At 67.3% G+C, this 13,769-nt stretch carries 12 protein-coding genes and 1 tRNA gene; 10 read left to right on the forward strand and 3 right to left on the reverse strand.

The features are described from left to right. Window positions 1-30: 30 nt before the first annotated feature. Window positions 31-600 carry a universal stress protein gene (locus ASC55_RS02280; protein WP_235563072.1) on the reverse strand — a complete coding sequence of 190 codons (570 nt, stop codon included), beginning with the start codon at window positions 598-600 and terminating at the stop codon, window positions 31-33. Between the two features lie 315 nt (window positions 601-915). On the opposite strand from ASC55_RS02280, the gene ASC55_RS02285 reads away from it, so the two are divergent. The 7 genes from ASC55_RS02285 (at window position 916) to ASC55_RS02315 (ending at window position 9,255) form a co-directional block, all read left to right on the forward strand. Then, the gene (locus ASC55_RS02285; protein ID WP_055872513.1) at window positions 916-2,613 is read left to right on the forward strand and encodes a sensor histidine kinase; all 1,698 of its coding nucleotides are present in this window, start codon (window positions 916-918) and stop codon (window positions 2,611-2,613) included. Then, window positions 2,610-3,278 carry a response regulator gene (locus ASC55_RS02290; RefSeq protein ID WP_055872514.1) on the forward strand — a complete coding sequence of 223 codons (669 nt, stop codon included), beginning with the start codon at window positions 2,610-2,612 and terminating at the stop codon, window positions 3,276-3,278. The genes ASC55_RS02285 and ASC55_RS02290 overlap by 4 nt, the downstream gene beginning before the upstream one ends. Window positions 3,279-3,483: 205 nt before the next feature. Further along, window positions 3,484-4,065, forward strand: coding sequence for a flavodoxin family protein (locus ASC55_RS02295; RefSeq protein WP_055872515.1), 582 nt, complete (start codon window positions 3,484-3,486; stop codon window positions 4,063-4,065). After that, a complete protein-coding gene (locus ASC55_RS02300; protein WP_055872516.1) occupies window positions 4,062-5,477 on the forward strand; it encodes an MBL fold metallo-hydrolase in 1,416 nt (471 codons plus the stop codon). Before ASC55_RS02295 ends, ASC55_RS02300 begins: the two co-directional genes overlap by 4 nt. Before the next feature lie 13 nt (window positions 5,478-5,490). Beyond that, window positions 5,491-6,330 carry a universal stress protein gene (locus tag ASC55_RS02305; RefSeq protein WP_055872517.1) on the forward strand — a complete coding sequence of 280 codons (840 nt, stop codon included), beginning with the start codon at window positions 5,491-5,493 and terminating at the stop codon, window positions 6,328-6,330. 89 nt (window positions 6,331-6,419) lie between these two features. After that, window positions 6,420-7,478 carry an alcohol dehydrogenase AdhP gene (gene adhP / locus ASC55_RS02310; RefSeq protein ID WP_055873133.1) on the forward strand — a complete coding sequence of 353 codons (1,059 nt, stop codon included), beginning with the start codon at window positions 6,420-6,422 and terminating at the stop codon, window positions 7,476-7,478. A gap of 124 nt (window positions 7,479-7,602) precedes the next feature. Then, complete coding sequence (locus ASC55_RS02315; RefSeq protein ID WP_055872518.1) at window positions 7,603-9,255, forward strand: hypothetical protein; 1,653 nt, start codon at window positions 7,603-7,605, stop codon at window positions 9,253-9,255. Between the two features lie 15 nt (window positions 9,256-9,270). On the opposite strand, the gene ASC55_RS02320 is transcribed toward ASC55_RS02315, so the two are convergent. Next, a tRNA-Leu gene (locus ASC55_RS02320) sits at window positions 9,271-9,353 on the reverse strand. Between the two features lie 101 nt (window positions 9,354-9,454). Between ASC55_RS02320 and ASC55_RS02325 the strand changes: the two genes are divergently transcribed. Together ASC55_RS02325 and ASC55_RS02330 are read left to right on the forward strand one after the other, a co-directional pair. After that, window positions 9,455-10,075: an ANTAR domain-containing response regulator gene (locus ASC55_RS02325; protein ID WP_017830602.1), complete on the forward strand. Its 621-nt coding sequence runs from the start codon at window positions 9,455-9,457 to the stop codon at window positions 10,073-10,075. Between the two features lie 2 nt (window positions 10,076-10,077). Beyond that, complete coding sequence (locus ASC55_RS02330; protein WP_082524201.1) at window positions 10,078-10,653, forward strand: GNAT family N-acetyltransferase; 576 nt, start codon at window positions 10,078-10,080, stop codon at window positions 10,651-10,653. Here the strand turns inward: ASC55_RS02330 and ASC55_RS02335 are convergent. Then, the gene (locus ASC55_RS02335; RefSeq protein ID WP_055872519.1) at window positions 10,628-11,056 is read right to left on the reverse strand and encodes a hotdog fold thioesterase; all 429 of its coding nucleotides are present in this window, start codon (window positions 11,054-11,056) and stop codon (window positions 10,628-10,630) included. The genes ASC55_RS02330 and ASC55_RS02335 overlap by 26 nt on opposite strands. 45 nt (window positions 11,057-11,101) lie before the next feature. On the opposite strand from ASC55_RS02335, the gene polA reads away from it, so the two are divergent. Continuing rightward, window positions 11,102-13,735: a DNA polymerase I gene (gene polA / locus ASC55_RS02340; RefSeq protein ID WP_055872520.1), complete on the forward strand. Its 2,634-nt coding sequence runs from the start codon at window positions 11,102-11,104 to the stop codon at window positions 13,733-13,735. Window positions 13,736-13,769: the final 34 nt, after the last annotated feature.

Consider the following 13,769-nt stretch of genomic DNA (forward strand, 5'->3'; position numbering starts at 1 on the left):
GAGGCGAACGTCCCACGGTGTGGTCTCGGCTCATCCCGAGTGGTGGGCCCGATCGCCGGGCACGATGAGGACGGGTGCGTTGATGTTGACGAGGACGTCCTGGACGACAGGTCCGAGGGAATGCTCGCTGCGATGCGCGTGCCCTGCGCCGATGACGACGAGTGCGGCATTCCGGGAGGCGTCCAACAGCGCTTCCGCCGGCGGCCGCACGGTCTCGCGCGTTCGCAGCGTGGCCCGAGGGTGCAGCCGTTGGACGAGAGCGGCCGCCTGCTCCAGCGCGGATGCCGACGTCTCCACGGGCGCCGGAACGATCCCGGAGAACGAGGAATGCACGACTTGCAGCGGCTCCCCGCGCCGTGCGGCCTCGTCGGATGCCGCGCGGACGACGGGATCGAGCAGGTCATCGGCCTTCACCCCGGCGACGACCCCTGAGCGGAAGCGCAGATCGAGGTGCGGCACGACCACGACGGCGCAGCGCGCCACCGCTGCGATGCGCAGACTCATGGTGCCGAAGACACGGCTGTGGATGAACCCCGTCTTGCCGGTGCTGATCACCAGGGCGTCATCATCCTGGAGGAAGCGGGCGAGATGCTCCGGCACGGGCCCCCTCGGGAGTATGACGTCCGTCGTCCTGTGCGGTTCGGGGTGCGCGAAATCCGCATCGTCTCCGGTCGCCACATGCACGCGGACGACCGGGACGCCGGCCGCGGCAGCATGAGACTCGGCCCACGCATGCGCCGTTTCCTCGCCACCGCGTCCCTTGAGCGCCAGGACATATCGTGCAGGCATTCGCGCGCTTCCTCTCTCGGTGGAATGCCATCGTCCGATGAGGGAGGTCGAGTCTGAAGAGTCGAAGGTCCCGCAGAGGCCTTTCGAGAGTAGTGTCGGCAATGACTGCCGCGGAAAGTGGGGGTGATGGACGACGAAGAGCTTCGGTTCCCCGACCAGCGCCGATCCGAGCTGGAGAGCACGATCGGCGAGCTGGTAGAACGAGCTCAGCACGTGCTCAGCGCCCAGGGCCGACTGCGCAGCCTGCTCCGTGCGAGCCAGATCGTCGTGGAGGACCTCGACCTCGAACAGGTTCTTCGCCACATCGCCGAGGCCGCCGTGACCCTGGTGGATGCGCAATACGGCGCGCTCGGTGTGATCGACCGCGAGGGGCGCCTGGAGCAGTTCATCCACGTCGGGATGCCGGATGACGTCGCTGATCGGATCGGTGATCTTCCGGAGGGGCATGGTGTGCTGGGGGCGGTCATCGAGAGCGCGCATCCGATCCGCCTGGTCGACCTCGGTGCCGATCCGCGATCGGTGGGGTTGCCCCCGCACCATCCGGTCATGCGCACGTTCCTCGGTGTTCCGATCCGGGTGCGCGGGGAGATATACGGGAATCTGTATCTCACCAACCGCACGGGCGGCGAATTCACCGACGAAGACGAAGAGCTGGTGCTCGCCCTCGCGACCACGGCCGCGATCGCGATAGACAATGCGCGTCGCTATGAGGAGTCCCAGCGCCTTCAACGCCTCAGCCACGCCCTCGCTGAGATCTCCGCGGCGTTGCTCTCGGCGGACGCGGGTGACGTCTTCGGCGTGGTGGCGGAGAAGGTGGCCTCCGTCATCGATGCCGACCTGGTGCTGATCGTTGCGCCAGGAGCCGAGGAGGGGCGCTACCACGTGGAGACAGCCCGAGGAGTCGGTGCCGATCGGCTCGAGGGCACGGAGGTTCCCGATGGCGATTCCCTGATCGCCCGGGCGATGAGCGGCGCAAGCGTCGTCTCCAACGCCGATCCTGCCGAGTCGCCCTCCTTCGAAGGGCATCTCTCCGGAGGATCGACCATCGCCGTCCCCCTTCTCGTCGCGGGCACGCCCGCGGGAGCCCTATGCGTGGTCCGCGACGCGACGCAGAAGCACTTCTCGTCCGAGGATCTGTCGGTGCTCTCCGAGTTCGCCGCGCAAGCGGGCATCGCCGTCGCCCTCGCGCATGCGCGTGCTGACCGTCAGCGGCTGGATCTGATCGAGGATCGTGCCCGGATCGCACGAGACCTTCACGACAACGTCATACAGCGGCTGTTCGGAACAGGGCTCGGCCTGCAGGCGCTGGCAGCGACCACGCCTGATCGAGCCGAAGCAATCTCCGCGCACGCCGGAGAGATCGACGCGGCCATCTCCGACTTCCGCACGGCCATCTTCGCTCTTCAGACCACGGACCCCGAGTCGGTCCGTCATCGTCTCCTCGACGTGGTGGGCGAGTTCACCCCGAGTCTTCGCAGCGCTCCCCGCGTCTCGTTCTCCGGTCCCGTCGATCTCCTTGTCACCGGCGCACTCGGTGAGGACATCGTCGCCGTGGTGCGCGAGTCGCTGAGCAACGTCGCCCGCCATGCGCGCGCCACGACGTCGGAGGTCATCGTCGCCGTCACGGCATCCCATGTCACGGTCGTCGTCGACGACGACGGGATCGGTATGCCCGAGAACCCGGAGCGCGTCAGCGGGACGGCGAATCTGGAGATGCGCGCGCGAGCGCATGGCGGCACGTGCACGGTCGCGGCCCGAGACCTCGGCGGCACGAGGGTCCACTGGCGGGCGCCGCTCGAGGCGGAGACGACGGGCTCCCGATGATCGGCGTGTTCCTGGTGGATGACCACAGTGTCGTCCGTCGCGGAATCGCGCAGATCCTCTACGCGGAGCCGGGGCTCGAGGTGGTCGGAGAATCCGGCACCGTGCGCGGCACGCTCGGGCGGGTGGAGGCGACTTCGCCGGACGTCGTCGTGCTCGACGTGCGGCTCCCGGACGGCAGCGGCGTGGACCTCTGCCGGAGCATCCGATCGGCGCACCCCGGGATTCGATGCCTCATGCTCACGGCCTTCGACGACGACGCGGCGAGCGCCGCCTCGGTGATCGCCGGCGCGTCGGGGTATGTCCTGAAAACGATCCGTGGCACTTCTCTCATCGACTCGATCCGCCGGGCGGCGGCTGGTGAGGACTTGACGCCTCCGGCAGTCACAGCGCGTGTGCGCACCGAGCTCGCTTCTCGCGCGACGGCCCCTCCCGCCCCCGAGGCGCCGCTGACCCTGCGCGAGAGCCAGATTCTGCGCTTGATCGCGGAAGGACTCACGAACCGTCAGATCGGCGAGCGCCTCGGCCTCGCCGAGAAGACGGTCAAGAACTACGTCTCTGGTCTCCTCGCGAAGCTCGGCATGCAGCGTCGCACGCAGGCGGCCGTCTACGGTGCCACGGAGCACTTCTCCGATCGAGCGACGGGGGAACGCTTCGATCCGTCGTGAACGTTCATGGGACGTTCGACCCTGACAGTGGCACCGCACGGGAGAAGCATGTCTCGTCGGGGCACTCCCACCACCGTCAGAGGAGCATCATGGCCGACTCGACCTTCGCCGCACATCGTCCACTCGTGATCGATCCCGCCGATCTGCAGCTTCCCCCCACTCAGCCGATCGACATCACCGCTCTCCTGCATGAGGGAACGCGATCGTGACGGGTGGATACGCGCATACCGACGCCCCGTCCACGGACATCGTCTTCGAGTCCTTCTTCGGCAACACCCGTCGCGTGGCCGAGGCGATCGCAGACGGTGTGCGGCAGCATCTCGTCGCCGCCCTCGTCGACGTGCGCGATGAGGTTCCCCCGAATGAGCACGGCGTCCTCGTGGTCGGAGCGCCCACTCACGCCCACTCGCTGAGCAGACCCGCTTCCCGGCGCGAAGCCGAGATGTGGGCCAAGGACCTCGGGAAGCACCTGGCGCTCGAGCAGGGAAGCCGAGCGACCGGGATCCGGGAGTGGATCGAGACCGACCCGCGCGCGGTGTCCGGCTTCGCCGCGTTCGACACCCGTGTCGACATGCCGAGGATCTTCACCGGCTCGGCGGCGACGGCGATCAGCACGCGGCTGCGGAAGCGGGGGCTGCGAGAGCTCGTCCGCCCCGAGAGCTTCCTGGTCGACAAGGACAGCCGGCTCCTCGCCGGTGAGCTCGAACGCGCCCATGCCTGGGGTGCCGCACTCGCCCTCGAGGCGCTCTCGGGATCGTCGGCAGCGAGCAGCCGGTCACGACCATGACCGCGACGAAGGGCAGTGCCGCGAGCCTGACCTTTCTCGGGGCCGCCGATACGGTGACCGGCTCCCGCTATCTCGTCAGTGCCCCTTCCTCGCGGATCCTCGTCGATTGCGGGCTGTTCCAGGGATTCAAGGTGCTCCGCGAGCGCAATCGTGCACCGTTTCCGGTCCCTCCGGATTCCATCGACGCGGTGGTCCTCACCCACGCGCATCTGGATCACTCCGGGTACCTCCCGGCACTCGTCAGAGACGGGTTCGGGGGTCGCATCTACGCGAGTGCCGGCACGGCTTCCCTCTCCCGGATCATGCTCATGGACAGTGCGCATCTGCTCGAGGAGGATGCACGGCATGCGGCGAAGCACAAGTGGTCTCGGCATGAGCATCCCCGACCTCTCTACACGACGCAGGATGCGGAGCGCGCCGTGGAACGGTTCGTCATCGTGCCGGAAGGGGAGGAGACATCTATATCCGGCGCGACCGGCGTCGTGCTTCATCCGGCCGGTCACATCCTGGGCGCCATGAGCGCATATGTCGACGTCGACGGTCGTCGGCTGTGCTTCACCGGTGACCTCGGACGAACCGATGACCCCCTCATGCGGCCGCCGCACCCCTTCGAAGGCGCCGACGTCCTCGTGACCGAATCCACGTATGGAGATCGCGCACACAGCACTGTCGACCCGGAAACGTCGTTGGGGGACATCGTGCGGCGCACGGTGCGTCGCAACGGTGTGGTGCTCATCCCCGCCTTCGCCGTCGGACGCACCGAGACGGTGCTGTTGCATCTGTCCCGCCTGCGGGACCGCGGTGAGATCCCCGATGTGCCGATCTACGTCAACAGCCCGATGGCGATCAGCGTCGCCGAGGTGTATCGACGCCACCCGGAGGAACATCGGCTGTCCCGAGAAGAGGTCGATCGGCTGTATGGGCTCGCGACGCCGATCCACAGCGTCGACGACTCGAAACTGCTCAATCTGCGCGGAGGGCCGATGATCATCATCTCGGCCAGCGGAATGCTCGCAGGCGGGCGGATCCTCCACCATCTTCAGGCCTACGCCCCTGATGAGCGCAATGCGATCGTCCTCACCGGGTACCAGGCCGGCGGTACACGCGGAGCTCGTCTCCTGTCCGGCGCGCGCACGCTGCGCCTATTCGGCAGAGAGATCGCCGTGGAGGCCGAGGTCGTGGCGATCGACTCGATGTCCGCGCATGCCGATGCCGATGGCGTGCTCCGTTGGATGCGGGGCGCCTCGCACGCGCCCGGTGCCGTCTACGTCACGCACGGCGAACCCGCCGCCGCCGACGCGCTGCGGCTTCGGATCGAACACGAGCTGGGGTGGCCGGCGCGCGTTCCCGCCCACGGAGAAGAAGTACCGATCAGTCCCGAGCCCCGACCCCGCGCACGTTTCGCCCCCTGAAAGGAAACCACTCATGCAAGAGAGCATCCTGGTCGGAGTCGTCGATACTTCTGCTTCCCGACGAGCCGTCGAGTGGGCGGCGCGCCGCGCGAATGAACGGCTCAGCAGGGTGGAACTCCTCTCTGTGGTGGGCGGCGCGATCGGAACAGTCGGCGAAGGGGCGGTCGTCGCCGAGGCCATCAGCCTGACGCAGACGTTGCTCGAACGCGAAGCGGAGCGGGTCAGGGCGCACGGGGTGAAGGCGGACACCGTGGTCTCGCGAGGAAACCCGGTGGAGGAACTGATCAGCGCATCGATGGTGTTCGATCTCCTCGTGATCGGAAGCGACTTCCGGGGGGATCATGCAGGTGCGCGCAGCATCCACCACGGCATCCGTGTGGCGGCAGGTGCCCACTGCCCGGTGGTCGTCGTTCCCGACATCGATCTCGCCGGTCGGCGGGGCGTGATCGTGGGCGTCGACGGATCCGCGGTTTCCGGGAAGCTCATCGATTTCGCCGCGGCAGAAGCCGCGCGCACCGGCGATCCGCTCACCGTGGTCAACACCTGGGTCACGGTCCCGTTGCCGCTCAACATGTCGGCCTATCCTGCGGACTATCTCTCCGGCATGCAGAAGGTGACGGAGGAGGCACTGACGGATTCTCTGAAGGGGATCCCTCGCCTGTATCCGGAGCTCGAGGTGCATCGAGTCGTCGAGCGCGGCTATGCCGCAACCGTCATCAACCGCCTCTCGCGGGACGCGCGTCTCACGGTCATCGGCTCTCACGGCCGTGGCGCGATCGCCCGATTCCTCCTCGGTTCGACCAGCCAAGAGGTCCTCTCGAGTCCCTCCACTGTCACCGTGCTCGTCCGCTGAGCGCCCGGCACGGTGGGACCTTCGACCCGGGGAAGAAGGTCCGGCGGCGTCAGGCTTGAAGCATCCACGAGTCCCGTCCAGGAGGAATGATGCGAGCAGCAGTCGTCACAGAGTTCGGTGCACCGGCGCAGGTGGAAGAGCGTCCGATCCCACAGCCCGGTCCGGGACAGGTCCTGGTCCGGGTGGAGACATGCGGACTGTGCCACACCGACATCCACGCCATGCGCGGAGATTGGCCGGTCAAGCCCCCGCTCCCGCTCATCCCGGGGCACGAAGGCGTGGGCATCGTCGAACAGCTCGGTGACGGCGTGACCAGCCGCACGGTCGGACAGAGAGTCGCGATGCCCTGGCTCGGCCACGCATGCGGCGAATGCCGGTACTGCGTCGATGGTCGGGAGAACCTCTGCGAGAGCCAGTACAACAACGGCTACGCCGTCGACGGCGGCTACGCCGAGTACATGCTGGCAGACGCCCGCTTCGCCGTTCCCGTTCCGGACGGCGTCACCGCGATCGACGCCGCACCGCTCACCTGCGCCGGAGTCACGACCTACGCGGCGATCAAGAACGCGCATGTCACGCCGGGCGAGACGGTCGCGATCTTCGGTGTCGGGGGGCTCGGGCACCTTGCGGTGCAGTACGCCCGCCTGGTGGGCGCCAAGGTCATCGCGGTGGACATCACCGACGAGAAACTCGACCTGGCATCCGAGCTGGGTGCAGACCACGTCGTGAACGCCGCCGACGCCGATCCTGTCGCTGCGATCCGAGATCTCGGTGGTGCCGACGTCGTCGTCGTCCTCGCGGTCGCGCCCGCGGTCTTCGACCAGGCGTTCCGCTCTCTGAACCGCGGCGGCAGGCTCGTGCTGGTATCCCTCCCCGCCGGTGGGGAGCTCACGGTGCCGATCTTCGACACCGTGCTCAAGGGGATCAGCATCATCGGCTCCATCGTCGGGACCAGGCAGGATCTGGCCGAGGTCTTCGACCTTCACGCCGCCGGACGGACGCGGGTCGTCACCGAGCCCCGTGAGCTGGACCAGGTCAACGCATCGGTCGACGAGGTGCTGGCGGGGACCGTGCCGGCCCGCCTCGTGTTCCAGTATCACACCGCCGATGTCGTCCCAACGCACGACGGGACCGCCGCGTCCCTGTGAGCCGGCGACGCACCGCAGACCATCGCTCCACCGACCGGGGCGACCGACTTTTTCCGATGAGGAGAGCAAAGACATCGTGAGAACGAACCTGAGACTTCGAGTATGGACAGGGCTTGTGTTGGGTGTGGCCGTCGTGTTCGCCACGGCGGCAGCAGCCGACGCCGCCGTGCCGCCTCCGCTCGGGGATGACGGCTCCTACCACGTTGTCCGGAGCTGGAACACCACCCAATCGGAGCCCACCGGGTTCCTGGTTCCTTCGACGATTCTCGCCACGACGGCGGGTGAGATCTACGGGATCGCGAACTACTCCTCGGGTTCGTCTCAAGCGATCATCCGTGACAGCGACACCGGATCGCGCCTTGCCTCCTGGTACAACCCCGACACCTCGCCGACAGGTCTGGCATTGGATGCTGCGGAGAATCCGCACGTCCTGGAACGAAACAACATGACCGGGCTATGGCAGGTCACCACGTACGACCCGGTGGGGGTGACCCTCAACACGACCGTGCTCACCGGCAGCGAGGACAGCAGCCTCGCGGGGCTCGCCCTTGCCGAGGACGGCACGATCTACACCATCAACGCGGGCGCCTCCCCGAACGAGATCGCAAGCTACTCCTCGGACGGCACGGCTCGACCGGCGGCGCCGCTGCCGGGCCTGCAGATCAGCTACGCCGCATTCAACCTGAACCTCGCCGCCGACGGTCGGCTTCACTTCTCGGCGTACAGCCTCGCCGACGGCAACTCGGTCCTCGTCGGAGTCGGAACGGATGGCGGGGGCCTCGCCGTCACCGCACTCCCGAATGCCGCGCAGACCACTCTCGGCCCGAACGACCGACTCTTCACCGTGCAGTACGACGGCACGATCGTCATCTCGGACACGAGCGGTGCGGTGCTCGACACCATCCCCCCGACCGCCTTCGCCCCGTCTCAGATATCGCCGATCGGAATCACAGCTGCGACCGACGGGGGGACGATATTCGTCAGCGGATACGCATACAACCCCGTCACCGGCGAGTCGACTCCCGGGATCACGGCGCTTCAGCCGCTGCGCTCCCCGGACATCGTCGGCACGGCGTTCACGGCGCTCAGCTGCGAAGCCTTCAGCGACGTCGTCACCGCCACGGGTACACCGCCACCGAGCTTCTACGAGATCATCAGCGGCGTGCTGCCCCCGGGAATCACGCTCAACGGCGATACCTGCGAGATCGCGGGCGTCCCGACCATCGACGGCGACTTCGGCTTCACGATCCAGGCATTCAACGGTGTGACACCGACACCCGACACCATCACTCGGGACACCGCCGACTACACGATCCGTGTGAGTCTGAAGACTTTCGCCACGTCAGCCCCCATCATCAGCGGGACACCGAGCGAGGGGAGCGAGCTCACCGTCGACGTTGCCCCATGGGTCCCCGTGCCGACAGAGATCGACTACCTGTGGCTCCGCGACGGCCAGCCGATCGACGGAGCAACCTCGAGCACCTACACCCTGGTCGCCGCCGACGTCGGTCGAGACATCAGCGTGGCGGTCTCCGGTACGGCGGACTGCTACAGTCCGGCCACGGCGACCTCTGCCGCGCTCACCATCCCGACTCCGGCGCCCAGCCCTCCTCCCGCTCCGGGTCCGTCGGATCCGGGCGCACCCCCGCATGGTGGTCTGGCGGGAACGGGTGGCGACACGAGCGGCCTGCCGCCCCTGCTCATCAGCGCAGCGATGATGATGACGATCGGCGCCGCGCTCATCCTCGTTTCAAGGGCGCGCCGTCGTCTGAGGTGATCTGCGCTGCAAGGGTGCCGGCGGTGGGACTCGAACCCACACGCCCTTTCGGACAAAGCATTTTGAGTGCTCCGCGTCTGCCATTCCGCCACGCCGGCTCGTGTGTCGCGTCTATGACTTTAGCGCAGGGGAGGGGGAGTGATCCTCCGCGCAGAGTGGTTACGGCCTGCAGACAGGGGCACTCCACTAGGATGGTTCTGTGACAGAGCAAGAAGAGCAGGCTGAGCAGCCCACGTCATCCGCACCCCGACGCGTGGTCGTCGCCGAAGATGAGTCGCTGATCCGTCTCGACATCGTCGAGATCCTCCGCGACAACGGCTTCGATGTCGTCGGTGAGGCCGGTGATGGAGAGACCGCGGTCGCTCTGGCGACCGAGCTGCGCCCCGACCTCGTCATCATGGATGTCAAGATGCCTCAGCTCGACGGCATCAGCGCCGCCGAGAAGCTGCACAAGGGCAACATCGCCCCCGTCGTGCTCCTCACGGCTTTCAGCCAGAAGGAGCTCGTCGAGCGTGCCAGCGAGGCCGGTGCTCTCGCGTACGTCGTGAAGCCGTTCACTCCGAACGACCTCCTGCCGGCGATCGAGATCGCGCTGGCTCGGCACGAGCAGATCATCACGCTCGAGGCCGAGGTGGCCGACATGGTCGAGCGCTTCGAGACCCGCAAGCTCGTCGATCGGGCCAAGGGTCTGCTCAACGAGAAGATGGGCCTGAGCGAGCCCGAGGCGTTCCGCTGGATCCAGAAGGCCTCCATGGATCGCCGTCTGACGATGCAGGACGTCGCCAAGGCGATCATCGAGCAGCTCGCGCCCAAGAAGTAAGGGTGAGCGCCGGGGTCATCCGGCTCGATACCGAGCACATCCTGCGGCCCGTGCGCCTCGGAGATGGCGCCGCGCTCTCGAGGGCGTATCTGGCGAACCGCGAGCACCTCGCACCGTGGGAGCCCTCACGCACGGAGGCGTTCTTCACCGTCGCGTCGCAGGAGCAGCACGCGCAGCAGTGCGTCGACGATGCGTCCGCAGGTCGCAGCGTCCGCTTCGTGATCGCGTCCGACGACGGTGAGATCCGCGGACGGATGAACATCAACAACATCGTCCGTGGTGCGTTCTGGAGCGCCGATCTCGGCTACTGGGTCGACGTCTCGCGGCTGCGTCGTGGGCTCGCGCACCGCGCCGTCGCGCAGATCATCGAGTACTCGCACACGGAACTGGGACTTCATCGGCTGCAGGCGGCCACACTGGTGCACAACCTCGGCTCCCAGAGCGTGCTGCGAGGAAACGACTTCGAGCGCATCGGGATGGCGCCGAAGTACCTCCGTATCGCGGGGGAGTGGCAGGACCACCTGCTCTTCCAGCGACTGCTGGAGGAACCGCTCAGCGCCCGGCGGGAAGGTCCTTGATCATGTTGGTGATGCGGATCGTGGAGCAACGTCGCCCCTGATCGTCGGTCACCACGATCTCGTGCACGGTGATGCTGCGTCCCAGGTGGACAGGGGTGCAGATGCCGGTGACGACGCCCGACGTCGCCGAACGCGTGTGCGTCGCGTTGATGTCGACGCCGACGGCGAGCCGTCCGGCACCGGCGTGCAGATTGGCCGCCATCGATCCGAGGGATTCCCCGAGGACCACGTAGGCGCCGCCGTGCATGAGTCCGACAGGCTGCGTGTTGCCCTCGACCGGCATCGTCGCGACGCAGCGGTCGACGCTGAATTCGACGAACTCCATGCCCATCTTCTCGGCCAGAGCGCCCATTCCGCGGGCTGTGGCCCAGTCGAGTCCCTCGCTCGTCGCGACGTCGCTCATGCATCCTCCTCAGCGGGTGTCTGTCGTCCTCGTTAGGCTGACAGGGTGACGGACTCCGCAAAGCCTACCCTCATGGTCGTCGACGGCCATTCGCTCGCCTATCGTGCCTTCTTCGCCCTCCCGGTCGACAACTTCACGACCAAAGACAACCAGCACACGAACGGCATCTACGGCTTCCTGTCGATGCTGGTGAACCTCATCAAGGCCGAGCAGCCGACGCATCTGGCGATCGCCTTCGACACCTCGCGTCACTCCTTCCGCACCGACGAGTACCCGGAGTACAAGGCCACGCGCTCCGAATCGCCTCAGGAGTTCAAGGGGCAGATCCCCCTGCTCCAGGAGTGCCTCACCGCGATGTCGATCCCGGTGCTGACGAAGGAGGGGATCGAGGCCGACGACATCCTCGCCACGCTCGCGTCTCAGGGTGCCGAACAGGGCTTCGACGTGCTCGTCGTCTCGGGCGACCGCGACACGATCCAGCTCGTCAACGACGATGTCACGCTGCTGTACCCGTCGGTGCAGGGCGTCTCCCAGCTCAAGCGCTACGACCCGACGACCGTCCAGGAGCGCTACGGGGTCCGGCCGGAGCAGTATCCCGACATCGCCGCTCTCGTCGGAGAGACCAGCGACAACCTGCCCGGTGTGCCGAAGGTGGGGGAGAAGACCGCCGTCAAGTGGCTCACGCAGTTCGGGTCGCTCGACGAACTGATCGCCCGAGCCGACGAGATCAAGGGTGTGGTCGGCGGGAACCTCCGCGATCACATCGACGACGTGCGCCGCAACCGCAAACTCAACCGTCTGCTCACCGACGTGGAGCTTCCCGTCGGCCCTGCCGATCTCGCGGTCGCGCCGATCGATGCCCAGGCCGTGCGTGACATCTTCGCCCGCCTGGAGTTCCGCACGCTGCTCCCGCGGGTGTTCGAGGCCGTCGGTGCGGGCGAGGTCGCCGACGATCCCGCATCCGTGGTCGTCCTTCCTGTGCCTGTGGAGGTGACGCCCGCCGAGCTCGCTGCCTGGGGTTCGGCACAGGAAGGCGAAGTCTCCCTCCGTGTCACGACACAGGGCGGAGTTCCCGTGCGCATCGGTGCCGCCACCCTGACCGAGCTCCGCGAATCCGACTGGACCGAAGCCGCGCCCGAGGCGCTGCGCGGATGGCTCGAGTCCGACGCGCCGAAGGTGCTCCACGACGCGAAAGCGCAGGTGAAGGCACTGATCCGTCAAGGCATCCGCCTCGGCGGCCTTTCGTACGACACGAGTCTCGCCGGCTGGCTGCTGCGACCCAGCTTCCCGGACAAGACCCTCTCCGACCTGGTCGAGCGCTACCTGGGCGAGAAGCTCCCCGAGGCCGACCCGTCGCAGCTCGTGCCCGAGACCGAGGGCGCGACGCCTTCGCAGGAGGCGTGGTTCGCGCTGCGTGTCGCCGATGCTCTTCGGGAGGACATCCCCGAGCCGGTCGCCAAGGTCTTGGTCGACATCGAGCTGCCGACGCTGCTCACCCTCGCCGACATGGAGGTCGCGGGCGTGGCGGTCTCGCACGACGTGCTGTCCACGTTCTCCGGAGAGCTCGCCGCCCGCGCCGAGACACTCGCGCAGGAGGCCTTCTCCGTGGTCGGACGCGAGTTCAACCTCGGCTCGCCCAAGCAACTGCAGGAGGTCCTGTTCGAAGACCTGCAGCTGCCGAAGACCCGTAAGACCAAGACCGGGTACTCGACGGATGCCGCGGTTCTCGCCGACCTGCAGGAGAGCAACCCCCACCCGTTCCTGAACCTGCTGCTGCAGCACCGTGAGGCCACCAAGCTGCGTCAGATCATCGAGTCGCTCGATACCGCCATCGGCGACGATCACCGGGTGCACACGACGTATGTGCAGACCGGAAGCCAGACGGGGCGTCTCTCCAGCACCGACCCCAACCTGCAGAACATCCCGGTGCGTACCGAGGAATCCCGTCGCATCCGCAGCGCGTTCGAGGTGGGCGAGGGCTACGAGGCGCTTCTCACCGCCGACTACTCGCAGATCGAGATGCGCATCATGGCGCACCTCTCCGGCGACGAAGGCCTCATCGAGGCGTTCAACAGCGGGGAAGACCTGCACCGTTTCGTCGGTGCGCGGGTCTTCGGAGTCGAGCCGAGCGAGGTGACGGCGGCCATGCGCACCAAGGTCAAGGCGATGTCGTACGGCCTGGTCTACGGGCTCTCCGCGTTCGGCCTCTCCAAGCAGCTGCGCATCGAGCAGTCCGAGGCCAAGCAGCTCATGATCGAGTACTTCGCTCGGTTCGGCGCGGTGCGCGACTATCTGCGCGCGTCGGTCATGAAGGCGAAGGAGGTCGGCTACACCGAGACGATCTTCGGCCGCCGCCGTCCATTTCCCGACCTGGCGAGCCCGAACCGGGTGCTGCGCGAGAACGCCGAGCGCGCGGCCCTCAACGCCCCCATCCAGGGCAGCGCCGCAGACATCATGAAGATCGCGCTCCTGCACATCCACGATGATCTCCGCTCCGAGCAGCTCTCCTCGCGCGTGCTGCTCCAGATCCATGACGAGCTCGTCGTCGAGGTCGCTCCCGGGGAGTGGGAAGCGACGGAGCGCATCGTGCGGGCGCGGATGGGTGACGCCGCCGACTTGTCGGTGCCGCTCGACGTGCAGGTCGGACGCGGTCGCGACTGGAACGAAGCCGCGCACTGAGGTCCGGCGGCGGAAGGGGGCCGGGGATTAGGCT

Source organism: Microbacterium sp. Root322, assembly GCF_001425645.1.
Classification (GTDB): Bacteria; Actinomycetota; Actinomycetes; order Actinomycetales; family Microbacteriaceae; genus Microbacterium; species Microbacterium maritypicum.

Coding starts and splice junctions, on each gene's coding strand:
- ASC55_RS02335 (WP_055872519.1), bottom strand. CDS start 11,056: ATGAGCGACGTCGCGACGAGCGAGGGACTCGACTGGGCCACAGCCCGC.
- ASC55_RS02285 (WP_055872513.1), top strand. CDS start 916: ATGGACGACGAAGAGCTTCGGTTCCCCGACCAGCGCCGATCCGAGCTG.
- ASC55_RS02300 (WP_055872516.1), top strand. CDS start 4,062: ATGACCGCGACGAAGGGCAGTGCCGCGAGCCTGACCTTTCTCGGGGCC.
- ASC55_RS02290 (WP_055872514.1), top strand. CDS start 2,610: ATGATCGGCGTGTTCCTGGTGGATGACCACAGTGTCGTCCGTCGCGGA.
- adhP (WP_055873133.1), top strand. CDS start 6,420: ATGCGAGCAGCAGTCGTCACAGAGTTCGGTGCACCGGCGCAGGTGGAA.
- ASC55_RS02305 (WP_055872517.1), top strand. CDS start 5,491: ATGCAAGAGAGCATCCTGGTCGGAGTCGTCGATACTTCTGCTTCCCGA.